This window comes from Halomonas sp. NYA30 (assembly GCF_976980765.1).
The window spans coordinates 1,788,903-1,812,777 of record NZ_OZ334477.1 but is presented as its reverse complement, the minus strand read 5'-3'; the positions used below and the strand labels follow the sequence as shown (position 1 = coordinate 1,812,777).

Here is a 23,875-nt window from a genome sequence, read left to right as displayed (position 1 = left end):
TTTATTGTCATGCTGACAAGAAAAAGGCGCACAGCTCACGCCGTGCGCCCTACTGACGATCAGCTACTACTAATTAGTGGATATCTCGCCAATACTCACGCTTGAGCAGGTAAGCAATCACACCAAAAATGAAAATAAAGATCAGCACCTTAGGCGCCAGTGCCTGGGCCTGAAGCTTGGAGGGCTCGCCTACATAAGCCAGGAAGTTAGTAAGATCATACACCGCTTCCTCAAATTCAGCAGGCTCGAGCTCTCCAGGCTCTGTGACTTGCAGCACGTCACAAGACTGATACTTACCTGATAGCGCATCCGGCTCTTGCCCTTCTACAGGATGATCCGTTTCAGCGCACACCAGCTCTTGCACGCCCTGCAGAGGCTCCAACACGTTAGGCATTGCTACCAAATCGAATACCGTGTTGTTGACGCCGGTTGGACGGCTGGGATCTTTATAAAAACCGAGCAGATAGGAGTAGATCCAATCGGTTCCTCGCACACGTGTTTTCAGCGATAGATCAGGCGGCGGCGCACCAAACCAACCCTCTGCATCGCCACTGTCCATAGCAATGTGCATTTGGTCGTTATAGGCCAACTCAGGTGAGAAAATCAGATTCTCTTCCACCAGATCCTGAGGCATCCCCAAGTCGTCAGCCGCACGGGCAAAACGCTGGTACTGAAGCGAGTGGCAACCCATGCAGTAGTTAACGTAGAGCTTCATGCCGTTTTGCAGCGAGGCTTGATCGTGAAGATCAGGCTCCATCGAATGAGGCACACTTGCGCCTCCTGCAGCCATCGCGGTTACTGGCACTAAGGCGAAAAGGAGTCCTAATAGATGCTTTTTCATTAGCCAGTCACCCTTTCTGGAACGGGTTTAGTCTTCTCAAGCTTGGTGTAGACAGGCATCAAGACAAAGAAGGCGAAATAAATCACGGTGCATGTTTGCGCCAGAATGGTTCGCCCTGTCGTTGATGGCAACACACCTAAAACACCGAGAATAACGAAGCTGATGGCAAACAGCAGCAACATCACTTTCGACATCCAGCCTTTATAACGCATAGAGCGCACCGGACTACGATCCAACCAAGGCAGCACAAACAATATTGCTATCGCCGCGCCCATAAAGATAACGCCCAGGAACTTGGCGTCTAAGCCAAACACCGAGAAGGTAATCGCACGAAGAATGGCGTAGAACGGCGTCATGTACCAAACGGGCGCAATGTGGTCAGGTGTTTGCAGCGGGTTAGCCTGATCAAAGTTAGGCCGCTCAATGAAGTAGCCTCCGCCTTCTGGGAAGTAGAACACCACCACACAGAAAACAAACAGGAATACCGCGACACCTACCAAGTCTTTAACCGTGTAGTAGGGATGGAAAGGAATTCCGTCCAACGGAACACCGGCCTCATCCTTCTTCTGCTTGATATCAATACCGTCGGGGTTATTTGAACCCACTTCATGCAGGGCAATGATATGCAGCACTACAAGCGCCAAAATAACGATGGGCAGGGCCACCACGTGCAGCGCAAAGAAACGGTTAAGGGTAATCCCTGAGATCAGGAAGTCACCGCGCACCCACTGCGCTAAATCAGGGCCAATAGCGGGAATGGCAGAGAATAGCGAAATGATAACCTGCGCGCCCCAATAGGACATTTGGCCCCAAGGAAGCAGGTAGCCCATAAAGGCTTCCGCCATTAGCACCAGGTAAATCGTCATGCCAAAGACCCACACTAACTCGCGGGGGGCTTTGTAAGAACCGTATAACAGGCCACGGAACATATGCAGGTAAACAACGAGAAAGAAAGCAGAGGCGCCGGTGGTGTGCATATAGCGAATCAACCAGCCCCACTCCACATCGCGCATGATGTATTCGACAGAATCAAACGCACCTTCAGCCGAGGGATTAAAGCTCATCGTCAGCCAAACCCCGGTTAGGATTTGGTTAACTAGCGCCAGCAGCGCTAACGAGCCAAAGAAGTACCAGAAGTTGAAGTTTTTTGGCGCGTAATATTTAGATAGATGCTCTTGCCACATTTGAGTCGCAGGAAAGCGATCATCTACCCACCGCATGACGCCCTTTTCCGCTTTGGCTTTATTCGGGTTACCCATTAGGCACTCTCCTCATCTTCGCCGATGACAATGATGTCGTCATTCTCAAAGCGGTAGGGTGGAACCTCGAGGTTAGTCGGCGCAGGAACGTTACTGAACACACGACCAGCTAAGTCAAAGCGAGAACCATGGCAAGGACAGAAGAAACCACCCGGCCAATTATCGACGCCTACGCCCTCTGCATCAGGCTCAGGGCGAAAAAGTGGCGAGCAACCTAAGTGTGTACAGATACCAATCAGCACCCCAATCTCAGGTCGAATCGACCGCAACCCACCATCAATGTACGCAGGTTGTTGTGGCACTTCCGAATCAGGATCAGCTAACTGGTCACTACCCAGCGATTCAGTGCGCTCAATCATCTCTGGTGTACGATTTATAATCCATATAGGACGACCACGCCACTCAACGGTCATACGCTGTCCTGGTTCAAGCCTCGATATATCCGCTTGAACAGGAGCACCCGCCGCTCTTGCCCTGGCACTAGGCTGCCAAGAAGCCACAAAGGGTACCGCAACCCCGACAGCACCTACCGCACCCACAACGGAGGTGGCGCCTACGAGGAAACGGCGTCGGCCTTTGTTTACGCCGTTATCTGCCATTTCAGGTTTCTCCCATCAGCTTACCCGCTTCGCCGCAAAGGCGTCTTGCGACGACGAATATCAAATACGCTCTATGGTAAAAAAACAAAGCGCTGTGCACAAGAACAACCGCCCGTGACCATAGTGGTACGAGCAATATAATTTTATGATATTTCAATAAAAAACGCCCAGGTCGGTGACCTGGGCGTTTTGCCGCATAGCGTAAAGAATTAACGCTTAGAGAACTGCGGACGACGACGTGCTTTGCGCAGGCCGACTTTCTTACGCTCAACTTGACGTGCATCACGCGTTACGTAACCAGCGGCACGTAGCGAAGGACGCAGGTCTTCATTGTAATTCATCAGGGCACGCGTAATGCCGTGGCGAATAGCGCCTGCCTGAGATGAACCACCGCCACCAGCGACAGTCACGAAGATGTCAAACTGGCTTAGCGTTTCGGTCAACTCAAGCGGCTGACGAACAACCATACGACCGGTAACACGACCAAAGTAAAGGTCTAGGTCTTGGTTGTTGACAGTGATTTTGCCAGAGCCTGGCTTCATAAACACGCGAGCGGTGGAAGTCTTGCGGCGCCCGGTACCGTAATACTGCTGTGTCATGGCGAAGATTTCCTCAGATGTCTAGTTCAAGCGGCTGTTGGGCAGCATGCGGATGCTCGGCACCGGCGTACACTTTTAACTTAGTGTACATGGCGCGACCCAAAGGACCTTTCGGCAACATGCCTTTAACGGCAGACTCAATGATGCGCTCGGGCGCATGATCAAGCATTTTGTCGAACGTCATAGAGCGCAGACCGCCCGGGTAACCAGTGTGGCGGTAGTAGGTTTTAGCCTTCGCCTTGTTGCCGGTCACATGGACTTTCTCTGCGTTGATAACAACGATGTAGTCGCCGGTATCAACGTGAGGGGTAAATTCGGGCTTATGCTTGCCGCGTAGGCGACGAGCAATCTCGGTTGCCAGGCGACCGAGCGTTTTGTCCTTAGCGTCGACAACATACCAGTCGCGCTGGACGGACTGCGGCTTAGCACTGAACGTCTTCATGGATAAAATCACCAGATTAAATGTATTGGGTGACTCACACCGCTATACGGCGAAGCACCATCCCTATTCTTTTTGGTTGCCAGCTTACGCAAGCAACATGTAGCGAGGCGGCATTCTACAGTAAGGACAGCGACAAGTTAAGCCGTATCGTGACTTTTTTACTTGCCCGATAGACTCTTTGCCTTCTAGGGTTTATGCGCCAACGCCAAGTATTCTTTTGACTGCATTTCCTGTAGCCGGGAAAGCGTACGCTGGAACTCAAACGTCAGCTTGCCATCGCTGTAAAGTTGCTCAATCGGCACTTCTGCCGACATTAGCAGCTTCACACCGCGGTCATAAAATTCATCGACCATATTGATGAAACGTCGCGCCTGATCGTCTTTTTTGGCATCCATTCGCATTACATTGGAGACCAACACGGTGTGAAACTCACGGGCCAGCTCAATATAGTCATTTTGACTACGCGGACCGTCACACAACTCAAGAAATTCAAACCAAGCAATATCATCATGCAAACGGCGGGCTTTGAGCACACGATGGTTAATTTCTAGCGACGCATCTACTTCGCCCGCCTGCCCCGCTATTTCACGAAAGCTACGCGAAAGTTCATGCTCAGCCGCTTCTTCCAGCGGTGAGTGAAAAATAGCAGCCCGCTCAAGTGCGCGCAGACGATAATCAACGCCTGAATCGACGTTCACCACGCTGCAATGCCGGTTGACAAGCTCAATGGCAGGCAGAAAACGGGCCCGCTGCAGACCCTCTTTATACAGGTCATCAGGCACGATATTTGAGGTTGCCACTAGCACCACCCCGCGCTCAAAAAGCGCCTCCAGCAGGTTGGCAAGTATCATGGCATCGGTAATATCTTTGACAAAAAATTCATCAAAGCAAATCACACGCGCCTCAGTGGCAAATTTACCCGCAATTAGCGTGAGGGGATTTTTTTCACCCTTGTAGTGTGTCAGCTCGTTATGGACGCGCTGCATAAAGCGATGGAAATGGGTACGCATTTTGTCAGGAAAAGGAAGGGATTCGTAAAACGTGTCAACTAAATAGGTTTTGCCACGTCCTACCCCTCCCCAAAAATAGAGCCCTTTTACCTGAGGCAAGACCGGTTTATCGGCAGAGGAAGATTTTTTACCCATTAAGCCGGCCATTTTGGCTTTCAAGCCCTTATGGGCAACCAAGGTCTTCGGCACGGTCGTCGGTGCAGCTACAAGCTCATCATAAAGCCGCTGCAAATGTTTTACTGCTGATTCCTGCGCCGCATCATATTGAAAATCCTCACGCTCTAAATCCGCGCGGTAGCGCTCAATAGGCGATGCTGGGCGTGTTTTAGACATTGCCCTATCCGCAGATGTTGATGACATGCAATCGCCTCCCTCAGCATGTAAGGCAGTAGCCAGCACAACGACTGGCAACCCTAAGAAAGGCTGTGATTATACCCGTAGAGACGTCTAAGCGCATGAGTGGATTGACCCAACCGGCAGACTGACGCCTATAATGGCAGCCTGTTTAATTCAAAAGCTGCTGGCTAATGCAGTCTGCGGTTATATTCAAGGCGCCAGGGAGAACACTGTGGACGCAAGCTCACCATTAACCTTTGCCATTATCGGTTTTATCGTCGGCTTAATCGTTGGATTGGGCAGTTACCGCCTCTTCAGCAAAAGCCAGCGTGAGGCTGCTTCCATGCGTCAAAAGCTACTCGAACGCGAACATCAAATCGCTGAAATGAAGAACAGCGTGGGCAGCCATTTGACCGGGATCTATCAGCGGCTCAGCAATATTCGCGATGAAGCCAACCAACTAGAACTTCAGCTAAAAGAGGATGCTGAGGAATGGGACATTCGCGATGCGGCGATTCAGCCAAGCCTTGATCTTTCTGGCATCAATTCTACCTCTGAACAGCAGGCACAGGCTGATACAGCGGCTCCCGCTACCCCGCGCGACTACGCCGACGGTAAAGGCGGAACGTTATCTGAGGACTTTGGCTTGAAAAGTAACGAGGTGGCAACGCCTCAACCGCCCCGCTATTAAGTAACCAAACGTCAATAAGCTGCCCCGATTCTCGTCAACGATCTTTCGGGGCGCTTAATGTGTTAAGCAGGATTATCAATATCCACAAAGCGATGCTCAACATCATACTCATCGCTTAACCACTCACCCATGGCCTGGATTCCATAACGCTCTGTAGCGTGATGGCCAGCGGCGATATAATGGATCCCCATTTCGCGCGCCAAGTGGGTAGTTCGCTCGGATATTTCACCCGATACGAAGGCCTGCGCCCCCGCCTCAAAGGCTGCCGTAATCATGTCTTGCGCCCCACCGGTGCACCAGGCAATGCGCTCAATATCGCCCACCTGCGGGGCTTCAATGACCAAAGGCTCACGCTGAAGGGTGTGCGCAATTTGCACTGCGAGATCCTGTACAGAAAGTGGCTGCGCTAAACATCCTGACCATAAAAGCCCTTCTCCTAGCTCGCCATCAATACACCCCTCCACTTTCCAGCCTAGACGCCTAGCCAATTCGGCGTTATTGCCCATTTCGGCGTGAGCATCCAACGGTAGGTGGTACGCCAGCAGGCTGATATCGTTATCAAGCAGTGTTTTAATCCGCTTCTGCTTCATGCCGGTGATCGCAACGGGCTCGTTTTTCCAGAAATAGCCATGATGCACCAACACCAAATCCGCCTGCCAAGCAACGGCTTCATCCAGCAAAGCCTGACAGGCTGTCACTCCCGTTATAACGCGTTTAACGTGCTCACTACCCGCTACCTGCAAACCATTAATCGTATAATCTTTAAACTGAGCAGCCCGCAGCTGATGGTCACAGGCTGCCACTAATTGGTCACGATGAATCATATTGCGTCCTTTTATTGATTTAAATGCACCCGTGAGGAACTTGCTAAGAAAGTGTTACCATTAAACCATTGTAAAACTCGCTGCTTTTTATCGCGAACAGTGAGACTGACTCGTTAAGGAATTTATTACATGCGACGCTATGTGCTGCCTTACCTATGGCCTGTTGTTACTGGCGTACTGCTCGCTGTGGTGATCCTGTTTGCGCTCCCCGAGCAACTTCCCAACCCATTTCGTGATTCACCGCCACAGGCGCCTCAATCTCCGGCCCCGGTGATCTCTACGGTCCCAGCGGCAGTGGAACCCAACCCTAATCGCCCAGCTCCAGAAATACACCAGGCTGCACCTCTATCCCGCAATAAGGGCCCGGTGAGCTATTCACGAGCAGTCGAACAAGCAGCGCCGGCCGTGGTTAACATTTATTCATCACGTATTGTGGAACGCGATCAGCACCCACTGATGTCGGACCCCTTCTTCCAGCAATTTTTTGATAGCCAGGGCGACGATGCGACGACTCACCAGCGGATGCTTTCCAGCCTAGGCTCTGGGGTTATTGTGAGTGAAGACGGCTACGTATTAACCAATCACCACGTTATCAATGGCGCCGACGAAATTCAGGTGGCGTTACGTGATGGGCGCGAAACGTTGGCCGAAGTGATTGGCACCGACCCTGAAAGTGATTTAGCCGTGCTGCGCATTAATTTGGACGACTTGCCGGTTATTGAACTGACCGATTCTGCCGACGTAGCAGTGGGCGACGTAGCGCTAGCCATTGGTAACCCTTTTGGGGTGGGCCAGACCGTCACCATGGGCATTATTAGCGCCACGGGACGTAATCACCTAGGGCTCAACGCCTATGAAGATTTTATTCAGACAGATGCTGCGATCAATCCAGGTAATTCTGGCGGCGCGCTGGTCAACCCTGACGGTGCCATGGTGGGTATTAATACCGCCATTTTCTCACGCTCAGGGGGTTCCCAGGGTATTGGCTTTGCGATCCCCGCCAACCTTGCCCACAGCATCCTAGATGAACTGGTTACTCAAGGACGTGTGATTCGTGGCTGGCTGGGTATAGAGGCACAAGCGCTATCACGCGAACTCGCGGCCTCCTTTGGGCTGCAAACACCTCAAGGCGTCATTGTTGCCGGTGTCGTCAGCGGTGGTCCGGCTGCGCAAGCAGGTCTAGAGCCTGGCGATGTACTACTCGCCGTGGACGGAGAGCCCATTCTGGATGCTCGCTCCACGATGAGCGAAATCGCCTCAATCCCCCCCGGCACGTCGCTGCCGTTAACCATTGTGCGCAGCGGCGAGCGCATGGAAATGACATTAGAAGTGGGCGAACGCCCGCTTCCCGCTATTCCGATTAATGAAGAGGTGCCCGGCCAACGCGACTCATAGCGGTAACAGTTTGAACGCGTTGGCACGATATTTGGTGGGCCTCAATCGCGAATACGGTACTCAGCTGAACGGGCGTGGGCGGTTAATGACTCGCCTCGCGCCAATACCGAGGCAATTTTGCCCAGCTCAGATGCACCGCCTGCCGAGCAGTGAATAATCGAAGATCGCTTCTGGAAATCGTAGACACCTAGCGGTGACGAGAAACGTGCCGTTCCAGAGGTAGGCAGCACGTGATTGGGCCCCGCGCAATAATCTCCCAGCGCTTCAGCAGTGTAACGCCCCATAAAGATCGCCCCGGCGTGACGGATATCGTCCAACCAAGTGCCTGGCTCAGCGACCGAAAGTTCCAGATGCTCAGGGGCAATCCGGTTAATCAGCGTAATCGCTTCTTGGGCGTCCTGACAAAGCACTAACGCCCCACGCCGGCGTAGCGATTCACGCACAATCTCTTCGCGCTCTAGTGTCGGCAGCAGGCGCTCAATCGCAGCCTCAACGGCAGCTAAGTGCGCCTTATCCCAGCTCACCAAGATCGCCTGCGCGTCTTCGTCGTGTTCGGCCTGGGAGAACAGATCCATCGCCAACCAATCAGGATCAGTCAGCCCATCGGACACCACCATGATTTCCGAGGGGCCGGCAATCATGTCGATTCCCACCTGTCCAAATACCGCCCGCTTTGCGGTGGCGACATAAATATTGCCTGGGCCAACTATCTTGTCGACGCGAGGCACCGTTTCTGTGCCATAAGCAAGCGCAGCCACCGCCTGAGCCCCACCGATGGTGAAGACATAATCGACCCCGGCCAGGTGGGCCGCAGCCAATACCAACTCATTGAGCACGCCATCCGGCGTAGGCACTACCATGACAATCTCTCGGACACCGGCCACATGGGCAGGAATCGCATTCATCAGCACCGAGGAGGGGTAAGCCGCCTTCCCCCCCGGCACATAGATACCGGCGCGATCCAGTGGGGTGACTTTCTGTCCCAGCACCGTGCCGTCAGCCTCTTCGTATTGCCAGGAGCTGGGCTTTTGGCGCTCGTGGTACTGCTTAATGCGCTCGGCAGCACTGGAAAGCGCTTCACGCTGCTCAGAAGGCAGGTGATCAAACGCCTTCTTCAACTGCTCAGGTGTGAGTTGCAATTCGTCCATTGAGCTAACAGAAAGCCTATCAAAGCGGTTGGTAGCTTCAATTACTGCGGCGTCGCCTCGCTGTTTAACACTGGCAAGAATTTCTTCTACGCGTGCCTGAACTGCTTTGTCTGACACCCCCTCCCAATCTAACAGCGCATCAAGCTGATGGTTAAAGTCTGCATCGCTTGTCGACAGGCGTGAAATGGTGGCATTACGTTGTTTGCTATTGGGTTCGCTCATGGGTCACCTCATGTCATTCGGCAAGCTGTGCCTGACGCTTTTTGACCGCGCTGTCTAGGCGGGCCAGTAACGGCTTAATGCGCTCATGCTTCATGGTCATGGCTGCCTTATTCACCACTAGTCGGGTGCTAATATGGGCGATTAACTCACGCGGCTCCATTCCATTCGCCCGCAGTGTATTGCCGGTATCAACGATATCGACAATTTCGTCCGCTAGGTTCATCAGGGGCGCAAGCTCCATGGCGCCATAAAGCTTGATCACTTCGGCTTGAATGCCCTGCTCGGCGTAGTAACGGCGGGCCACGTTAACAAACTTGGTGGCCACCCGACGCCGGGCGCGCGCTGGCAACTGGCCGGTAACGCCCGCCGTCATCAACTTACAGCGAGCAATCTCCAAATCCAGCGGCTCGTAAAGCCCTTCAGCGCCGTGCTCAAGCAGTACATCTTTCCCAGCGATACCCACATCCGCGGCACCCAACTGAACGTAGGTGGGCACGTCGGTTGCGCGGATAATCACCAGCTTGACGTCTGGCAAGTTGGTGTCAAACAGCAGCTTACGGCTTTTGCTTAGATCCTCGGCGGGCGTGATGCCCGCATCGGCCAGCAGTGGCAGCGTCTCTTCCAGAATGCGGCCCTTCGAGAGGGCTAAAATCAGTTGCTTACTCATCGTTTAGGCCAGTGGTTAATAGCATGCACCGCCGGTAGCATGCAGAATTCGTAGCAAGCGAGTTTGGTCGCATGGTTTAGCCAGGAATACGGCGAATGCGCGCGCCCAGTAACTGCAATTTTTCTTCGATGCACTCGTAGCCACGGTCAATGTGATAGATACGATCGACCAGGGTTTCCCCTTCGGCCATCATCGCTGCAATCACCAGCGAAGCGGAAGCGCGTAGATCGGTCGCCATGACAGGCGCGCCGGATAGCTTCTCAACCCCTTCAATCAAAGCGGTATTACCTTCCAGCACAATATTGGCGCCCATGCGGTTAAGCTCTTGAACGTGCATAAAGCGGTTCTCGAAGATCGTTTCGACCACTCGAGAGTGCCCCACGGCCACTGAGTTCATAGCCACGAACTGCGCCTGCATATCGGTGGGGAACGCTGGATAAGGAGCCGTGCGTATATTTACCGCCTTGGGGCGCTTGCCGTGCATATCCAGAGCAATCCAATCGTCACCGCTGGTAATCTCAGCACCCGCCTCTTCCAGCTTAGCGATGACCGCATCCAGGATATCCGCCCGGGTACGCTTAACCTTCACTCGCCCGCCTGTCATGGCAGCGGCTACCAGAAACGTGCCCGTTTCAATACGGTCGGGCATGACATCGTGTTCACAGCCGTGGAGTTTCTCAACGCCCTCAATGGTAATAGTGTCAGTACCTTGGCCGCTGATTTTAGCGCCCATCTTGATCAAACACTCTGCCAAGTCGACGATTTCAGGCTCGCGAGCAGCGTTCTCCAGAACGGTTTTGCCATCGGCCAGCGTCGCCGCCATCAGTAGGTTTTCGGTACCGGTTACCGTCACGGTATCAAAGTAAATCGTCGCGCCTTTCAGGCGGCCATCGACCCGCGCACGGATGTAGCCCGCTTCAACGCGAATCTCAGCACCCATGGCCTCTAAACCGCGGATGTGCAAATCCACCGGCCGCGAACCAATCGCGCAGCCACCGGGCAACGACACATCGGCTTTACCGAAGTGGGCAAGCAGTGGCCCTAACACCAAGATGGAAGCGCGCATCTTCTTAACCAGCTCATAAGGTGCGTGGCATTGTGTCACCTGAGAACCATCTAACTGGATACTCAGCTTCTCACCCATTACCGGCTCAACCCCCATACGCCCAAGCAACTCTAAGGTGGTGGTAATATCCTGCAGGTGTGGCAAATTACCAATCACTACGGGGCCGTCGGCCAGCAGGCTGGCACACAAGATGGGTAACGCTGCATTTTTGGCACCGCTCACCCACACTTCACCGTCTACCGAACCATTGCCGGTAATGATTAATTTATCCATGGAGCGACCGTTACTGGACGTTTTCCGGTGCAGTTTGCCACTGCGCCGGAGTAAACGTTTTGATACTAATGGCGTGGAGCGCGCCAGAGGCGATCTCATCACTGAGAGCAGCGTAGACGAGCTGCTGACGCTTGACCGGAGAGAGACCTTCAAAGGCATCGCCAACCGCAATCACCTGAAAATTACAGCCTTCACCCTGAATATGGAACTGGCATCCGTCTATACGGGATTCAAGCAGTGCTTTTACCTCGTTGGGTTGCATGGCGCAAAAAACTCCTTTGGGGTCGTCAATATTAATAAACGTAATTGGGGCGACATAATAAAGAAAAGTAGCGCGCTTGGCGATGGCGTAGTTTTAAATGGCCTAGCTCTAAACAGCCAAGGTCGCTGATGGATGATCAATCAATGCATCCAGTTCGGCTAATGAGGCAAGGCGGCGTAGAGGAACTGAAAAGCGGATAACCTGAACCTGGATTTCGCGCTGCCGACACGTGCGCAACCATTCAAACAGCACGCTGATGGCAGCACTGCTGGCTTTTTCAACGCGGCTAAAATCCAGTGTTAGTGAGGTTAAGTCGGCTTGCTTGAGCCACGTAACACCGCTGGCGGCCAAATCAGCCGCCAACGTCACATCCACATCACCGACTACTTGCAGGGTAGCGTCTTCAGCATCCACCGTGACACCGGGGCGTGTAAAAAGCGTTGTCACGCATCGCCTCCCTGTTCAAGCTCTTCAACACCCACCTCAGGCGACCAGCCGTCGATGACAGCATCATAATCGCGATTATTATCGCGCATGGCCTGGTCGAACTGATTGCGGAACGTCAAACCCAGGTTAATGCCATTTACGATCACATTGACCACCCGCCACTCGCCATTAGAAAGCCTTAAGCTATAGCTCACGGGGTACACTTGACCATTATTCGCCACCACTTCCATCGCGACACTAGCTTGATCGTCATAGCGCTGCGCTTGCTGGGCATCCAGCACTCGTAGCTCGTCATAATCAAATGTCACCAGCCCACGGGTATAGGTATCAATCAGCGTTTGACGAAACACATCGGCAAAACGGCTGCGCTGTTCTGGGGTCGCGTTGCGGAAATAGTTACCCATCACACTGGCACCGATATAGCGAAAATCAGCCACTTGGTCGAGATTTCTATCCACTAACGCCTCAAGCTCACCCAGATTATTAGCGTAATAATCTTGGCGACCATCAAGGTCTTCCATTAGTGATTCAACATTATCGCGAACCAATGCTTCAGGGGACTGGCTCTGTGCTAGGGCCTGTAGCGGCAACACTAACCCCACCATGATCATACCCACCAGCAACCAACGACTTACCATCCCGTTTACTCCCTTCATAACCATTATCTCCCGACCCGTTAATGCACTGGGCTCGTGCCTCATTAGTTGAAACATTAATTACTTGCCATGTTGGACACAAATTGCTGGATAAGTTCTTCCAGCACCAGCGCCGACTGAGTATCACGAATCGTGTCACCCTCCTCCAGCATCTCAGGGTCACCGCCTGCGCTAAGGCCGATATACTGCTCGCCTAACAAGCCGGCAGTAAGAATAGACGCTATCGTGTCTCTGGAGAGCTGGCCTTCCAACTCGCTGTCCAGGCTTAGCACTACCCGTGCATCGAACCACTGCGTATCCAACTCAATAGATTCAACGCGCCCCACCGTCACCCCCGCCATAGTGACCCGAGCGCGAGGTTTTAAGCTACCAATATTGGCAAAATTGGCCTCCAACTGAAACGACTGAGCGGGCGCGGAGAGTGTCAGTCCACTAACACGCAAGCCGAGGAATACAAGTCCCAAAATGCCAGCAATCATAAACAGGCCAACACCGAACTCCATGGTTTTACTGCGTCTCATGAAACTGCTCCACCCATTAAAGGCCGCCAAACATGACGGCAGTCAACACAAAATCAAGCCCCAGAACTGCAAGCGACGAATACACTACCGTGCGTGTGGTAGCACGAGATATGCCTTCTGAGGTCGGCACCAGGTCGTAGCCCTGAAAGACAGCAATCCAGGTCACCACCAGCGCAAACACAGCGCTTTTGATCATCCCATTGCCAATATCACTGACAAAAGCCACATTGGCCTGCATGTTGCTCCAGTAAGAGCCCTCGAAAACGCCCAACCACTCCACGCCCACCAAGTAGCCACCCCAGATACCCACCACACTAAAACCTACGGTTAGAATGGGTAGCGACACAAAGCCCGCCCATAGCCGCGGAGCGACCACCCGGCGCAGCGGATCAACACCGATCATCTCCATACTGGTGAGCTGCTCGGTGGCTTTCATCAAGCCAATCTCAGCGGTCAATGCCGAGCCCGCACGGCCAGCAAACAGCAACGCAGCCACCACAGGCGCCAGCTCACGCAGCAGTGACAGCGCCACCATCTGCCCAAGCGCCTGCTCAGCGCCGAAATCGACCAGAATGGTATAGCCCTGCAGTGCCAGCACCATGCCGATAAACAGCCCAGACACCAACACGATGGCGAGTGAGAGCACACCGACAAAATGCATCTGATGCAACCATAAGCGCCAACCCTCACGGGATGGCACACCGACAGCGGATTGGAAGAGAAACACCCCCGCGCGGCCTAATGCTTCCATTAAATCGCACCCTCGACGCCCCAATCGGGTAATACGCGCGGTGCCGTTAGAAAATTTTGACTGCATTTGTCCCTGCCCTGTATTTACCCTGCATTGAAGCCATTAGCCTGTCTTTGTCATCGGGGGCTCGCCCAAAATATCGCGATAAAATGCCTCAGCGGGATAGTGAAACGGCACTGGGCCATCGGGCTCGCCATGAATAAACTGGCTCACCCTGGGGTCTTGATTCGTATCTAAGGTTTGCGGCGTACCATGGGCAACCACCTGACCATCAGCAATTAAATAGAGATAGTCTGCAATGCTCAGAGTCTCTTTAATATCGTGAGACACCACCACAGAGGTGAGTTGCAGCGCCTGATTAAGTCGCTTAATAAGCTGCACTAAAACGCCCATAGAGATAGGGTCCTGACCAACGAAGGGTTCGTCATACAGGATCAACTCCGGGTCCAGCGCCACGGCACGAGCCAGTGCGACCCGCCGCGCCATGCCTCCCGACAGTTCTGCGGGCGTCAAATGGCGCGCGCCGCGCAGCCCTACCGCCTGCAGCTTCAGTAGCACCAGATCGCGCACCATGGTATCGGGCAAATCAGTATGAACGCGTAACGGAAAAGCAACGTTTTCGAATACGTCTAAATCGGAAAACAGCGCGCCACTTTGAAATAGCATCCCCATCCGCTTGCGTAACGTAAATAGCGCCTTACGAGATAGCCGATGAACATCCTGCCCATCGATCACTATCCGCCCACGCTCTGGCGTCAATTGGCCGCCGATTAGCTTAAGCAGTGTGGTTTTCCCAGTACCGCTTGGCCCCATAATCGCGGTTACCTTGCCCCGGGGAATCGTCATATTTATGCCGCGAAAAATCTCGTGATCGCCACGTGAAAAATGGAGGTCTTCAATTTCAATAAATGGAGCATCTATCATGGATCAGTTGACTCTTAACCAGGCGCACTTGGGTTAGCCATCATACCCTACTTGCGGCTATCGCGATTATAAAACAGTGTTTCTAAAACATTATCAAACATTGTACTATAACGCTACAAAACACGACGGCCTGCTTGAGCATTTCTGCTGGTCTACCCATTTATTGATAGCGCATCGTTAGCAGGCCGCCTTATCGTCAAATCGCATCCGGGCTAACGTCTCCAACTACTATCTCAACGACTGCCTATAAAGGGTGCCAAGATGTTATTCTTGGTGGTTACTACTTTTTATATGTTCAATGATTAAGAGAAAACGCTATGCGCCAGCCTCTCGCTCCACCCAGCCTACTACGCGAAAGTGCATTGCGTACGCTGCAAATTGAGCAGGCAGCCATTGGCGGCCTTCAAGCCAAGCTAGATGAAAATTTTGACCGTGCCTGCGAGCTAATTCTCGCCTGCCAAGGCCGCGTGGTAGTGACCGGCATGGGAAAATCGGGGCATATCGCTGGCAAATTGGCGGCTACACTTGCCAGCACGGGCACGCCAGCTTTTTTCGTTCATCCTGGTGAAGCCAGCCACGGCGATTTAGGCATGATCACCCGTTCCGATGTGGTATTGGCGTTGTCCAACTCGGGGGAAACCGCCGAAGTCACTGCGCTCTTACCGCTGCTTAAACGCCTGGGTACGCCGCTAGTCAGTATGACAGGGCGCCCCGATTCCACGCTGGCCAAACACGCTGATGCGCACCTGAACAGCGGCGTAGAGCGTGAGGCATGCCCGCTCGACTTGGCCCCCACCAGCTCCACAACGGCAGCGCTCGCTCTGGGCGACGCCCTGGCTGTGGCGCTGCTGGAGGCGCGTGGCTTTACCGCTGAAGATTTTGCCCTCTCCCACCCTGGCGGCAGTTTAGGCAAACGCTTGTTACTGCGCGTTAGAGATCTAATGCACGACGGTGCGCGCCTGCCCCAAGTCCCCCTGGGGAGCCCGTTGCGCGACGCGTTATTGGAAATTACTCGTCAAGGGCTAGGCTTTACCTGCGTGGTAGATAGCGATGGCCGCCTAGCCGGGGTATACACTGACGGTGACCTTCGACGCACGCTCGACCAGTTTCACAACCTGCGTGATGTCATCGTTGACGATGTAATGACCCGGCCGGGCAAGCGCATCGGCCCCGATATCCTGGCGGCGGAAGCGGTCCGCATCATGGAAGAGAGCCGCATTACGGCGCTAGCAGTAGTTGATGAACAACAGCGCCCTATCGGGGCGCTGCATATGCATGACCTGCTTGCCAGCGGCGTTATTTAAGTCAGCGGCGTCATTCAGCAACGTTACCGACCCGCTTTACGAATTTAATGATATGGAGGTTCTATGACCTTACCCAATGCGCTACTTGATCGACTCCGCCGCGTGCGCCTATTAGCGTTGGATGTTGACGGCGTACTGACCGACGGCCGCCTCTACTTCCAGGCTGACGGCATCGAAATAAAAGCATTTCATACTCAGGATGGTCATGGGCTGAAGCTTCTCAAGCGAGTGGGCATACATGTAGCGCTAGTGACGGGCCGCGACTCTCCCATGGTGAGCCAGCGCGCCGCATCGCTGGGTATCGACCTGATCCACCAAGGCTGTGAAGACAAGCTTGCTACCCTGCGCGGGCTTTGCCAGCGTCTCGATATAGAGCTAGAGCAGGTGGCCTACTGTGGCGACGACCTGCCTGACTTGGCCGCTATTAAGCGTTGCGGTGTCGGCATTACCGTCCCTAATGCGCCAGATTACATACATACCCACGCCGACTGGACCACGGAACGACTAGGTGGGCACGGCGCAGTACGTGAAATCTGTGACACACTGCTTGAATCTCAAGGGCACTGGGGGGCGGTGCTAGACACTTATCTTCACGGTCGCACCTAATGGTGAAGCAGGTAAAAGTACGCGTATGGTTAGCCGGGTTGGTCGTAGCCCTGGGGGCACTACTGGTGTGGCTTGACCCACGGGGGCCTCAAGACACAGCTATAGATCCTGAAGCACAGGCCCAGGAGCCAGGCCACGTGCTGGAAAACGCAGAGATCACTCTTTTCGGTGAAAATGGTAGCGTATTACAGGCGCTTAAAACCCCACGCCTGATCCATACGCCGCAGCGTAGTGAAACCTGGACAGAAGAGCCAGAAGCTATCTTATACGACAGCGAAAACCGCCAGTGGCTGGCTAGCGCCGATGTAGGCACGCTTAACACGTCCACTCAGGTCTTGCTGATGTCAGGCTCCGCTCGCCTGATCGCACCGGATGAAGGTTGGCAGTTAGATACTGAGTTATTGCACTATGACGGGCTAAACCAGCATGCGTGGAGTGAAACACCGGTAGTGCTACAACAGCCGCCCCAGCAAATGAACGCGTCGCGCATGGACGTCTGGCTTAACGAAAGCCAAGTGCGCTTAACTGACAATGTGCGTGGCACGCACCCTCCGGCCACGCAGCGCTAACAGGATTTGCCATGAAATCACTGCTATATACCGCCCTTTTTGCCCTTGCGTTACCGCTCTCGGCACTGGCCCAAAACAGCCAAGCCCCGATAGAAGTTGAAGCCGACCGCTTAGACCTTGACCAGCGAGCGGGGACCGCTGTCTATACAGGCAATGTCGATATTCGCCAAGGCGGAATGCAATTACGTGGCGAGCGAGTAGAAATCGAACGCAACGAGGCAGGCGAGCTCTCCCGCGCGACCTCCACCGGTGAGCGCGCCTACTTACGTCATCAAGCTGAAGGGCAAGAAGGCCCTACAGAAGGGTGGGCAAGGCGCATTATTTATCACGTCGCTGAACGCCGCGTTGAGCTAATCGACCAAGCCGAATTAACGCAACAAGAAGACACCTTCACCGGCGGTCGCCTTGAGTATTTTATTGACCGTGAAGTGATTCAGGCGCGCTCTGACGTTGACGGCAGCGAAACCCAGCGCATACGCATGACGCTTCAGCCCGAACAATAGGGAGCCAAGCCTTGGCAACTACAGAAACTGCGCCAATCAAAACCCTATATGCCCATCACTTGGCCAAAAGCTATAAGCGACGCCGAGTTGTTAAAGACATCAATTTAGAGATCTCCCAAGGCAGCGTTGTGGGCTTGCTCGGCCCCAACGGTGCAGGCAAAACCACCTCTTTTTATATGATTGTGGGGCTGGTGAAATCCGATGCTGGCAAAGTGGGTATCGACGATGTAGATCTAACCCGCGCCCCAATGCATGAACGCGCTGCGGCGGGTATCGGCTACCTACCGCAAGAAGCGTCTATTTTTCGTAAATTATCGGTTGCCGATAATATTATGGCGATACTCGAAACGCGCAAAGAGCTCAGCCGTAGCGACCGCGAGCAGCGCCTGGAAGCGCTACTTGAAGATTTTCACATTACCCATATTCGCGACAACCTGGGCATGAGCCTTTCAGGCGGTGAACGCAGGCGTGTGGAGATTGCTCGCTCACTGGCGACAGAACCCGCATTCATTCTGCTGGACGAGCCCTTTGCTGGCGTAGACCCCATTTCGGTGGGCGAGATCAAAACCATTATTCGGGCATTAAAGCAGCGCCACATCGGCGTACTGATTACCGACCACAACGTTCGCGAAACCCTGGATATTTGTGATATCGCCTACATCGTGGGCGATGGTCAAATCATCGCCAGCGGCTCTCCAGCCTCGATACTCACTAACCAGAAAGTGAGGGAGGTTTATCTAGGCGCTGATTTCCGCCTCTAGCCTATTTTTCACTTCTAATTAGCGCTCTACAACAACTTTACTACCAATGGCATGCTTATTGCACTTGCACCGGAGACCTACTCACACTAGGGTGGAGCATTCTGATTAACGAGTGGTTCTCAGATGGTCATGAAAGCTTCTCTTCAACTGCGCATGGGCACACAGCTGACCATGACACCTCAGCTGCAGCAGGCCATTGCTCTGTTACAGCTATCAACGCTGGACTTACGTCAAGAAATTCAGCAGGCCCTAGATGCCAACCCCATGCTGGAACAAGAGGATGAATTTGGCGAACAGGCTGCCAGCGAGCCCAAAGAGGAAGAGTGGTCAGAGAGCATTCCCACCGAGCTCTCGGTAGATAGTGATTGGTCTGACACCTACCAAGATATGGGCAGTCACGGTGGCTCCAGCAGCGAAGGACCTGATTTTGAGCGCCAGGCTGCTGGCCAGAGTCTTCATGGGCACTTGCTGTGGCAGCTAGCCATGACTGATTTTGGCGCGCGAGAGCAACTTGTCGCAGAAAGTCTTATCGACGCGTTAGATGCTAATGGCTACTTAACTCAGCCGCTCAACGACATACGTGAAGGGCTTCGCGCCCAAGGTGTCGATGGGCTTAGCCAGCGCGAAGTAGAAACCATTCTGCTTAAGCTTCAGCAATTTGAGCCAACAGGAATATTCGCCCGCGACCTGCGGGAGTGCCTGATGCTGCAGCTGGCCACTCTTCCCGATGATACGCCGTTGCTGGTTCCTGCCCGCCGCTTAGTACGGCAGTTTCTGGAAGCGCTCGGCAAAGATGACATGCGCTTACTAAAACGCCGCCTGGGACTCGATGATGACCAGCTGGCTGATGTCATTCTCCTCATTCGTAGCCTTGATCCACGCCCGGGCAGCGCCTATGGCGATACCGATGATAGTTATGTAACGCCCGACCTGGTCGTACGCCATGACCACGAAGGCTGGCACTTAGAGCTCAATCCTGAGGCATTGCCAAGGCTTCGCATTCAGCCCGACTACGCAAGCTTAATAAAGCGTGCGGATAAAAGTCAGGACAATCAGTTTTTAAAAGAACACCTGCAGGAAGCACGCTGGCTGATCAAGAGCCTCTCTAGCCGCAACGATACGCTACTGCGCGTTGGCCGCGAGATTATCACCCGGCAAATTGGCTTTTTAGAACACGGCGAAGAAGCCATGAAGCCGCTCATATTGGCCGATATCGCCGAGGCCGTGGAAATGCACGAATCGACTATTTCCCGGGTAACCACTCAGAAATTTATTCATACGCCTCGCGGCGTATTTGAACTCAAATACTTTTTCTCAAGCCAAGTCAGCGGCCAGGATGGTGACAGCCATTCAAGCACCGCTATCCGCGCTCGGCTGAAGAAATTGGTTCAAGAGGAGCCGCCAGGCAAGCCGCTTTCTGATAGCCGCTTAGTCACGCTATTAGGGGAGGGGGGAATTCAAGTAGCGCGTCGAACGGTGGCTAAATACCGTGAAGCCATGGGCATTCCCTCCTCTAGCGAGCGACGTCGTTTGCGCTAGCACAAATCAACGTTTTAGGGAAACTCTCGACAAGGGCTTTGCAACGCGGCAAAAAGGGTTACAATCGAAGTACAGTCCGATGGATAAGGAGTACGTCAATGCAAGTTAATATCACTGGTCATCACGTAGAACTGACTGACGCCTTGCGTGACTATGTCAACGAAAAGCTTGAACGTGTAGAGCGCCATTACGACAACATAACCACGGTGCAAGTCACCTTATCTGTGGAGAAAGAGCGCCAGCAGGCCGCCTGTACACTGCACGCAGCAGGTGCTGATTTACATGCGGAAGCCCTAGACAGTGATATGTACGCCGCTATTGACGCATTAGCGGACAAAATTGATCGGCAACTCGTTAAACATAAGGAAAAAGCACAAGCTCGCGCCCAAGGCGCAGGCGTGCGTTAATTCAATGACGTTGGAAACCATACTCCCCCCGGAACGTGTTCTCTTTGACGTACCCGGGGGCAGCAAAAAAAGGGTGCTGGAATTTTTCAGCACCTTTATTGCCCAAAATATCCCCAGTCTGGACAGCCAAGAAGTGTTTAGCCGTTTAATTGGCCGTGAGCGCTTAGGCAGTACCGGGATTGGTAACGGCGTGGCTATTCCCCATGCGCGTAGTCCTCACTGCTCGGCCCCAATTGCTGGTTTTTTAAAACTCGCAGAAGCGATTGATTTTGATGCTATCGACGGCGACCCGGTGGATCTGGTGTTTGTATTGCTAGTGCCAGAAGAGGCTGATGACACACATCTCTCTCTGCTCGGCCAGGTAGCGACCATCATGAACGATGCGGATACGCGTCAGAAACTGCGTAAAGCAGGCAGCCAGCGCGAACTACTTGAGTTGCTTACCGCTAAAATTCGTGAGCAAATAACTTCCTGAAAGCCTAAACCTGCCAAGCGGTACTCAACGGCAGGTTGATTTGCGCTCACCACCCTTAACGCAGCTTGATCAAAGCAAAGAGAGACTCTATGCAACTTGTGATCATTAGCGGCCGCTCTGGGTCAGGTAAATCTATCGCCTTACAAGCGCTTGAAGATCTTGGCTACTATGCGATTGATAACCTCCCTGCCATGTTGCTGGGGTCGTTGGTGGACGAATTACGCGACCAGGGCGACCGCGCCCATTTGGCGGTCAGTATTGATGCCCGTAACTTGCCTGGCGCCCTGGCACGACTGCCCTCTTTATTAGAGGATTTGCGGCAACGTAAAATTGATTTTCAAGTGATCTATCTGACCACTGATGCGCGCATCTTACTTGAGCGTTACTCCGCAACACGGCGGCGTCACCCGCTGACGCGCGATAGCGAAATGACGCTTGAAGAGGCTATCAATAAAGAAGAAGAAACGCTGCTCGACATTCGTGATCTAGCCGATTTATTGATCGATACCTCGCGGCTATCAGTTCACGATTTGCGTCGTCGCATTACCGACCAAGTCGCCCATCAGCGGCGCGACAAGCTCACGCTGACGCTTGAGTCGTTTGGTTATAAGCGCGGTGTGCCGTTGGATGCTGATTTGGTTTTCGACGTGCGCTGCCTGCCAAACCCATATTGGGACCCAACGCTACGCCAATTCACAGGCCGCGATGCGAACATAGTGGCCTTCTTAAGCGGTTATCCCATCGTAGACGCCATGACTAACGATATTCAGGCTTGGCTTGAGCGCTGGCTGCCCGCTTACCAAGATAGCCAGCGTAGCTACATGACTATCGCGATTGGCTGCACCGGTGGGCAACACCGCTCGGTCTATATGGTCGAACAGCTAGCAGAGCGATTAGTACACAGTATGGGCGAAATTCAATTACGTCATCGCGAGTTAGGCTTGCAGTACACATTAAATGAACAGCTAGCTGCTCCGCCCGCCAGCACATCCCAAACCGACGAGCAGCAAGCAACGTCTTAAGCGCTTCTATCCATTAATGACACCACTCGGCGAAAAGGAACCAGGGTGCCAGAAAGAATTCTCACACTTACCAATCAACGCGGCCTGCATGCACGCGCGGCGACCAAACTGGTAAAATGCGGCCAACAGTTCACGGCGACAATACGTGTTCAAAAACAGCAACAGGTCGCTGACGCCGCCAACATCATGTCACTGCTGATGCTCGCGGCCCCTTGCGGTACCGAGCTAACCATCAACGCTGAAGGCGATGACGCCGAACAGGCGCTTGATGCTATTCAAGCGCTGTTCGATGCTCGTTTTGAGGAAGATCAGTAGCTTTTAATCTCCCGCTACGGTCATGGCATCAATTAACCAACTACCCGTGTGAACACTGCCACGGGTATCGGTGTCATCGCCAATCCCCACTAACCCGGCAAACATCCGCTCCAGGTTCCCGGCAATCGTAAACTCCTCGATCGGGTACTGTACTTTTCCATCCTCTACCCAAAACCCTGCAGCGCCACGTGAGTAATCACCGGTCACGCCGTTAACGCCCTGCCCCATCAGCTCGGTTACCCAAATCCCCCGGCCCATCTCTTTTAATAGACTGTCACGGGATTGCAGTGGTGCCACTAAACGCACATTTCGTGCCCCACCAGCATTGCCCGTGGTTTGCATACTCAACCGACGAGCGCTGTAGGAAGAGAGCATATAGCTGGCAATGCTGCCCTGATCGATAAAACGATTATTACGGGTTTGCACGCCCTCGCCATCAAACGGCGAACTCGCTGTGGCACCGATTTCCATTGGACGTTCTTCAAGGCTGAACCAATCAGGAAACAGCGGCGTGCCAAGCCGATCACACAGAAAAGAGGCTTGGCGATATAAAGCACCACCTGCTAAACCACTCAGTAAATGACCAATCAATCCACTGGACAGCGACGGGTCAAATAGCACTGGAAAGGTGCCCGTGGGCGGACGTTTTGCGCCGAGCCTGCGCAGCGTACGCTCGGCGGCCTCACGGCCCACCTCGGCGGGGTCGCGCAGTGCCTTGGGATCGCGTGCAGAAGTGTAGTCGTAGTCGCGCTGCATACCGCTCGCATCCTGTGCAATCAGCATGCATGAAAGAGAGTGACTACTGCCCTTTTGGGTGCCTAAAAAGCCGTGGCTATTAGCATAAACGCGCACGCCTTCGCCACTCGAAAGTGATGCGCCATCCGACTGAGAGATACCGTCAACATCACGCCCCGCCTGCTCGCAAGCAAGCGCTAGCTCGATCGCCTCATCGGTTGTGAGTACCCAGGGGTAATGCACTTCCAGATCGGGTAACTCGGTGGCCATCAACGATGCATCGGCCAAACCGGCGGCCGGATCTTCTCCGGTATAGCGGGCAATCGCCAGCGCTTTTTCTACCGCAGCCTGGATCGAGGCACTGCTAGCATCCGTTGATGAAGCACTACCTTTACGCTGGCCTACGTAAAGCGTCACGGCGATGCCCTGATCACGGGATAACTCAACCGTTTCAACTTCACCCTGGCGTACGCTAACACCTATTCCCTGATCGACGCTTGCGCCTACTTCGGCAGCATCCGCGCCCAAGCGCTTTGCCAACGCTAGCGCCTCTTCGGCCCGCGCGGTCAGTAACGACTGCTGCGCGGATGCATCAAATGCCTGTGCCATATGGCCTCCTATCTCAACCGAATGTCTCCAAGAGAATGTCTTCGGCGAATCAATGTTGTACTCGCAGCTGGTATAATGCCGCAACGAATTTTATCTG

29 protein-coding genes are annotated in these 23,875 nt (G+C 53.6%); 12 read left to right on the top strand and 17 right to left on the bottom strand.

Going from position 1 to position 23,875, the window contains the following annotated elements; translation table 11 throughout:
• Nucleotides 1-73: 73 nt before the first annotated feature.
• The 6 genes from ACWI0H_RS08250 to zapE form a co-directional block, all read right to left on the bottom strand.
• On the bottom strand, nt 74-841 hold the full coding sequence (locus tag ACWI0H_RS08250; protein WP_008958672.1) for a cytochrome c1: 768 nt from the start codon (nt 839-841) through the stop codon (nt 74-76).
• A complete protein-coding gene (locus tag ACWI0H_RS08245; protein ID WP_008958671.1) occupies nt 841-2,100 on the bottom strand; it encodes a cytochrome b in 1,260 nt (419 codons plus the stop codon). Before ACWI0H_RS08245 ends, ACWI0H_RS08250 begins: the two co-directional genes overlap by 1 nt.
• Nucleotides 2,100-2,699, bottom strand: a complete 600-nt coding sequence (gene petA / locus ACWI0H_RS08240) for a ubiquinol-cytochrome c reductase iron-sulfur subunit (protein ID WP_008958670.1) — start codon at nt 2,697-2,699, stop codon at nt 2,100-2,102. Before petA ends, ACWI0H_RS08245 begins: the two co-directional genes overlap by 1 nt.
• 209 nt (nt 2,700-2,908) lie before the next feature.
• A complete protein-coding gene (gene rpsI / locus ACWI0H_RS08235; RefSeq protein ID WP_008958669.1) occupies nt 2,909-3,298 on the bottom strand; it encodes a 30S ribosomal protein S9 in 390 nt (129 codons plus the stop codon).
• A 13-nt stretch (nt 3,299-3,311) separates the two neighbouring features.
• Nucleotides 3,312-3,740 (bottom strand): 50S ribosomal protein L13, encoded by a 429-nt coding sequence (rplM, locus tag ACWI0H_RS08230; protein ID WP_008958668.1) that lies wholly within the window; start codon nt 3,738-3,740, stop codon nt 3,312-3,314.
• A gap of 185 nt (nt 3,741-3,925) precedes the next feature.
• Nucleotides 3,926-5,110 (bottom strand): cell division protein ZapE, encoded by a 1,185-nt coding sequence (gene zapE, locus ACWI0H_RS08225; RefSeq protein ID WP_336272944.1) that lies wholly within the window; start codon nt 5,108-5,110, stop codon nt 3,926-3,928.
• A gap of 208 nt (nt 5,111-5,318) precedes the next feature.
• Here zapE and ACWI0H_RS08220 point away from each other — a divergent pair, with 208 nt between their 5' ends.
• Nucleotides 5,319-5,777 (top strand): ZapG family protein, encoded by a 459-nt coding sequence (locus ACWI0H_RS08220; RefSeq protein WP_035587068.1) that lies wholly within the window; start codon nt 5,319-5,321, stop codon nt 5,775-5,777.
• A gap of 62 nt (nt 5,778-5,839) precedes the next feature.
• Here ACWI0H_RS08220 and ACWI0H_RS08215 read toward each other — a convergent pair whose 3' ends face one another.
• Entirely contained in the window at nt 5,840-6,601 is a 762-nt protein-coding gene (locus tag ACWI0H_RS08215; RefSeq protein WP_472956230.1) for a Nif3-like dinuclear metal center hexameric protein, read from the bottom strand.
• 129 nt (nt 6,602-6,730) lie between these two features.
• Here ACWI0H_RS08215 and ACWI0H_RS08210 point away from each other — a divergent pair, with 129 nt between their 5' ends.
• Nucleotides 6,731-7,996, top strand: coding sequence for a Do family serine endopeptidase (locus ACWI0H_RS08210; RefSeq protein WP_176303093.1), 1,266 nt, complete (start codon nt 6,731-6,733; stop codon nt 7,994-7,996).
• Nucleotides 7,997-8,037: 41 nt separating this feature from the next.
• Here the strand turns inward: ACWI0H_RS08210 and hisD are convergent, their stop codons facing one another.
• From hisD to ACWI0H_RS08165, 9 genes are all read right to left on the bottom strand, one after another.
• Nucleotides 8,038-9,366, bottom strand: a complete 1,329-nt coding sequence (hisD, locus tag ACWI0H_RS08205; protein WP_472956228.1) for a histidinol dehydrogenase — start codon at nt 9,364-9,366, stop codon at nt 8,038-8,040.
• A gap of 13 nt (nt 9,367-9,379) precedes the next feature.
• Nucleotides 9,380-10,033, bottom strand: a complete 654-nt coding sequence (gene hisG / locus ACWI0H_RS08200; RefSeq protein ID WP_035566316.1) for an ATP phosphoribosyltransferase — start codon at nt 10,031-10,033, stop codon at nt 9,380-9,382.
• A 76-nt stretch (nt 10,034-10,109) separates the two neighbouring features.
• Entirely contained in the window at nt 10,110-11,372 is a 1,263-nt protein-coding gene (gene murA, locus ACWI0H_RS08195; protein WP_472956225.1) for a UDP-N-acetylglucosamine 1-carboxyvinyltransferase, read from the bottom strand.
• A 10-nt stretch (nt 11,373-11,382) separates the two neighbouring features.
• A complete protein-coding gene (locus ACWI0H_RS08190) occupies nt 11,383-11,634 on the bottom strand; it encodes a BolA family protein (protein WP_007114696.1) in 252 nt (83 codons plus the stop codon).
• Between the two features lie 108 nt (nt 11,635-11,742).
• Nucleotides 11,743-12,081, bottom strand: coding sequence for an STAS domain-containing protein (locus ACWI0H_RS08185; RefSeq protein ID WP_472956224.1), 339 nt, complete (start codon nt 12,079-12,081; stop codon nt 11,743-11,745).
• Nucleotides 12,078-12,719, bottom strand: coding sequence for an MlaC/ttg2D family ABC transporter substrate-binding protein (locus tag ACWI0H_RS08180; protein WP_339886034.1), 642 nt, complete (start codon nt 12,717-12,719; stop codon nt 12,078-12,080). Before ACWI0H_RS08180 ends, ACWI0H_RS08185 begins: the two co-directional genes overlap by 4 nt.
• 74 nt (nt 12,720-12,793) lie before the next feature.
• Nucleotides 12,794-13,258, bottom strand: a complete 465-nt coding sequence (gene mlaD / locus ACWI0H_RS08175; protein WP_179914819.1) for an outer membrane lipid asymmetry maintenance protein MlaD — start codon at nt 13,256-13,258, stop codon at nt 12,794-12,796.
• A gap of 16 nt (nt 13,259-13,274) precedes the next feature.
• Nucleotides 13,275-14,075, bottom strand: a complete 801-nt coding sequence (gene mlaE, locus ACWI0H_RS08170; protein ID WP_176303087.1) for a lipid asymmetry maintenance ABC transporter permease subunit MlaE — start codon at nt 14,073-14,075, stop codon at nt 13,275-13,277.
• 36 nt (nt 14,076-14,111) lie between these two features.
• A complete protein-coding gene (locus tag ACWI0H_RS08165) occupies nt 14,112-14,933 on the bottom strand; it encodes an ABC transporter ATP-binding protein (protein WP_101146239.1) in 822 nt (273 codons plus the stop codon).
• 317 nt (nt 14,934-15,250) lie between these two features.
• On the opposite strand from ACWI0H_RS08165, the gene ACWI0H_RS08160 reads away from it, so the two are divergent.
• From ACWI0H_RS08160 to ACWI0H_RS08115, 10 genes are all read left to right on the top strand, one after another.
• The gene (locus ACWI0H_RS08160; RefSeq protein ID WP_485875865.1) at nt 15,251-16,237 is read left to right on the top strand and encodes a KpsF/GutQ family sugar-phosphate isomerase; all 987 of its coding nucleotides are present in this window, start codon (nt 15,251-15,253) and stop codon (nt 16,235-16,237) included.
• 63 nt (nt 16,238-16,300) lie between these two features.
• Nucleotides 16,301-16,843, top strand: a complete 543-nt coding sequence (locus tag ACWI0H_RS08155) for a KdsC family phosphatase (protein WP_485875864.1) — start codon at nt 16,301-16,303, stop codon at nt 16,841-16,843.
• Nucleotides 16,843-17,412, top strand: a complete 570-nt coding sequence (gene lptC / locus ACWI0H_RS08150) for an LPS export ABC transporter periplasmic protein LptC (protein WP_176303084.1) — start codon at nt 16,843-16,845, stop codon at nt 17,410-17,412. Before ACWI0H_RS08155 ends, lptC begins: the two co-directional genes overlap by 1 nt.
• Nucleotides 17,413-17,423: 11 nt before the next feature.
• Entirely contained in the window at nt 17,424-17,915 is a 492-nt protein-coding gene (gene lptA / locus ACWI0H_RS08145; RefSeq protein ID WP_485875863.1) for a lipopolysaccharide transport periplasmic protein LptA, read from the top strand.
• A gap of 11 nt (nt 17,916-17,926) precedes the next feature.
• Nucleotides 17,927-18,676, top strand: a complete 750-nt coding sequence (gene lptB, locus ACWI0H_RS08140; protein WP_485875862.1) for an LPS export ABC transporter ATP-binding protein — start codon at nt 17,927-17,929, stop codon at nt 18,674-18,676.
• 123 nt (nt 18,677-18,799) lie between these two features.
• Nucleotides 18,800-20,215 carry an RNA polymerase factor sigma-54 gene (locus ACWI0H_RS08135; RefSeq protein WP_336272953.1) on the top strand — a complete coding sequence of 472 codons (1,416 nt, stop codon included), beginning with the start codon at nt 18,800-18,802 and terminating at the stop codon, nt 20,213-20,215.
• Nucleotides 20,216-20,313: 98 nt separating this feature from the next.
• Nucleotides 20,314-20,622: a ribosome hibernation-promoting factor, HPF/YfiA family gene (gene hpf, locus ACWI0H_RS08130; RefSeq protein ID WP_007114683.1), complete on the top strand. Its 309-nt coding sequence runs from the start codon at nt 20,314-20,316 to the stop codon at nt 20,620-20,622.
• 4 nt (nt 20,623-20,626) lie between these two features.
• Entirely contained in the window at nt 20,627-21,097 is a 471-nt protein-coding gene (locus ACWI0H_RS08125; protein ID WP_485875861.1) for a PTS sugar transporter subunit IIA, read from the top strand.
• A gap of 89 nt (nt 21,098-21,186) precedes the next feature.
• Nucleotides 21,187-22,119 carry an RNase adapter RapZ gene (rapZ, locus tag ACWI0H_RS08120; RefSeq protein WP_008958648.1) on the top strand — a complete coding sequence of 311 codons (933 nt, stop codon included), beginning with the start codon at nt 21,187-21,189 and terminating at the stop codon, nt 22,117-22,119.
• Nucleotides 22,120-22,164: 45 nt separating this feature from the next.
• Complete coding sequence (locus tag ACWI0H_RS08115; protein WP_008958647.1) at nt 22,165-22,434, top strand: HPr family phosphocarrier protein; 270 nt, start codon at nt 22,165-22,167, stop codon at nt 22,432-22,434.
• Nucleotides 22,435-22,437: 3 nt separating this feature from the next.
• Here ACWI0H_RS08115 and pmbA read toward each other — a convergent pair whose 3' ends face one another.
• Nucleotides 22,438-23,778 carry a metalloprotease PmbA gene (pmbA, locus tag ACWI0H_RS08110; protein WP_485875860.1) on the bottom strand — a complete coding sequence of 447 codons (1,341 nt, stop codon included), beginning with the start codon at nt 23,776-23,778 and terminating at the stop codon, nt 22,438-22,440.
• Nucleotides 23,779-23,875 lie beyond the last annotated feature (97 nt).

Excerpts from the sequence above, each read along its gene's own strand:
- ACWI0H_RS08250 (WP_008958672.1), bottom strand. The coding sequence starts at position 841 with ATGAAAAAGCATCTATTAGGACTCCTTTTCGCCTTAGTGCCAGTAACC.
- ACWI0H_RS08245 (WP_008958671.1), bottom strand. The coding sequence starts at position 2,100 with ATGGGTAACCCGAATAAAGCCAAAGCGGAAAAGGGCGTCATGCGGTGG.
- petA (WP_008958670.1), bottom strand. The coding sequence starts at position 2,699 with ATGGCAGATAACGGCGTAAACAAAGGCCGACGCCGTTTCCTCGTAGGC.
- rpsI (WP_008958669.1), bottom strand. The coding sequence starts at position 3,298 with ATGACACAGCAGTATTACGGTACCGGGCGCCGCAAGACTTCCACCGCT.
- rplM (WP_008958668.1), bottom strand. The coding sequence starts at position 3,740 with ATGAAGACGTTCAGTGCTAAGCCGCAGTCCGTCCAGCGCGACTGGTAT.
- zapE (WP_336272944.1), bottom strand. The coding sequence starts at position 5,110 with ATGTCATCAACATCTGCGGATAGGGCAATGTCTAAAACACGCCCAGCA.
- ACWI0H_RS08215 (WP_472956230.1), bottom strand. The coding sequence starts at position 6,601 with ATGATTCATCGTGACCAATTAGTGGCAGCCTGTGACCATCAGCTGCGG.
- ACWI0H_RS08210 (WP_176303093.1), top strand. The coding sequence starts at position 6,731 with ATGCGACGCTATGTGCTGCCTTACCTATGGCCTGTTGTTACTGGCGTA.
- hisD (WP_472956228.1), bottom strand. The coding sequence starts at position 9,366 with ATGAGCGAACCCAATAGCAAACAACGTAATGCCACCATTTCACGCCTG.
- hisG (WP_035566316.1), bottom strand. The coding sequence starts at position 10,033 with ATGAGTAAGCAACTGATTTTAGCCCTCTCGAAGGGCCGCATTCTGGAA.
- murA (WP_472956225.1), bottom strand. The coding sequence starts at position 11,372 with ATGGATAAATTAATCATTACCGGCAATGGTTCGGTAGACGGTGAAGTG.
- ACWI0H_RS08190 (WP_007114696.1), bottom strand. The coding sequence starts at position 11,634 with ATGCAACCCAACGAGGTAAAAGCACTGCTTGAATCCCGTATAGACGGA.
- ACWI0H_RS08180 (WP_339886034.1), bottom strand. The coding sequence starts at position 12,719 with ATGGTAAGTCGTTGGTTGCTGGTGGGTATGATCATGGTGGGGTTAGTG.
- mlaD (WP_179914819.1), bottom strand. The coding sequence starts at position 13,258 with ATGAGACGCAGTAAAACCATGGAGTTCGGTGTTGGCCTGTTTATGATT.
- mlaE (WP_176303087.1), bottom strand. The coding sequence starts at position 14,075 with ATGCAGTCAAAATTTTCTAACGGCACCGCGCGTATTACCCGATTGGGG.
- ACWI0H_RS08165 (WP_101146239.1), bottom strand. The coding sequence starts at position 14,933 with ATGATAGATGCTCCATTTATTGAAATTGAAGACCTCCATTTTTCACGT.
- ACWI0H_RS08160 (WP_485875865.1), top strand. The coding sequence starts at position 15,251 with ATGCGCCAGCCTCTCGCTCCACCCAGCCTACTACGCGAAAGTGCATTG.
- ACWI0H_RS08155 (WP_485875864.1), top strand. The coding sequence starts at position 16,301 with ATGACCTTACCCAATGCGCTACTTGATCGACTCCGCCGCGTGCGCCTA.
- lptC (WP_176303084.1), top strand. The coding sequence starts at position 16,843 with ATGGTGAAGCAGGTAAAAGTACGCGTATGGTTAGCCGGGTTGGTCGTA.
- lptA (WP_485875863.1), top strand. The coding sequence starts at position 17,424 with ATGAAATCACTGCTATATACCGCCCTTTTTGCCCTTGCGTTACCGCTC.
- ACWI0H_RS08135 (WP_336272953.1), top strand. The coding sequence starts at position 18,800 with ATGGTCATGAAAGCTTCTCTTCAACTGCGCATGGGCACACAGCTGACC.
- hpf (WP_007114683.1), top strand. The coding sequence starts at position 20,314 with ATGCAAGTTAATATCACTGGTCATCACGTAGAACTGACTGACGCCTTG.
- ACWI0H_RS08125 (WP_485875861.1), top strand. The coding sequence starts at position 20,627 with ATGACGTTGGAAACCATACTCCCCCCGGAACGTGTTCTCTTTGACGTA.
- rapZ (WP_008958648.1), top strand. The coding sequence starts at position 21,187 with ATGCAACTTGTGATCATTAGCGGCCGCTCTGGGTCAGGTAAATCTATC.
- pmbA (WP_485875860.1), bottom strand. The coding sequence starts at position 23,778 with ATGGCACAGGCATTTGATGCATCCGCGCAGCAGTCGTTACTGACCGCG.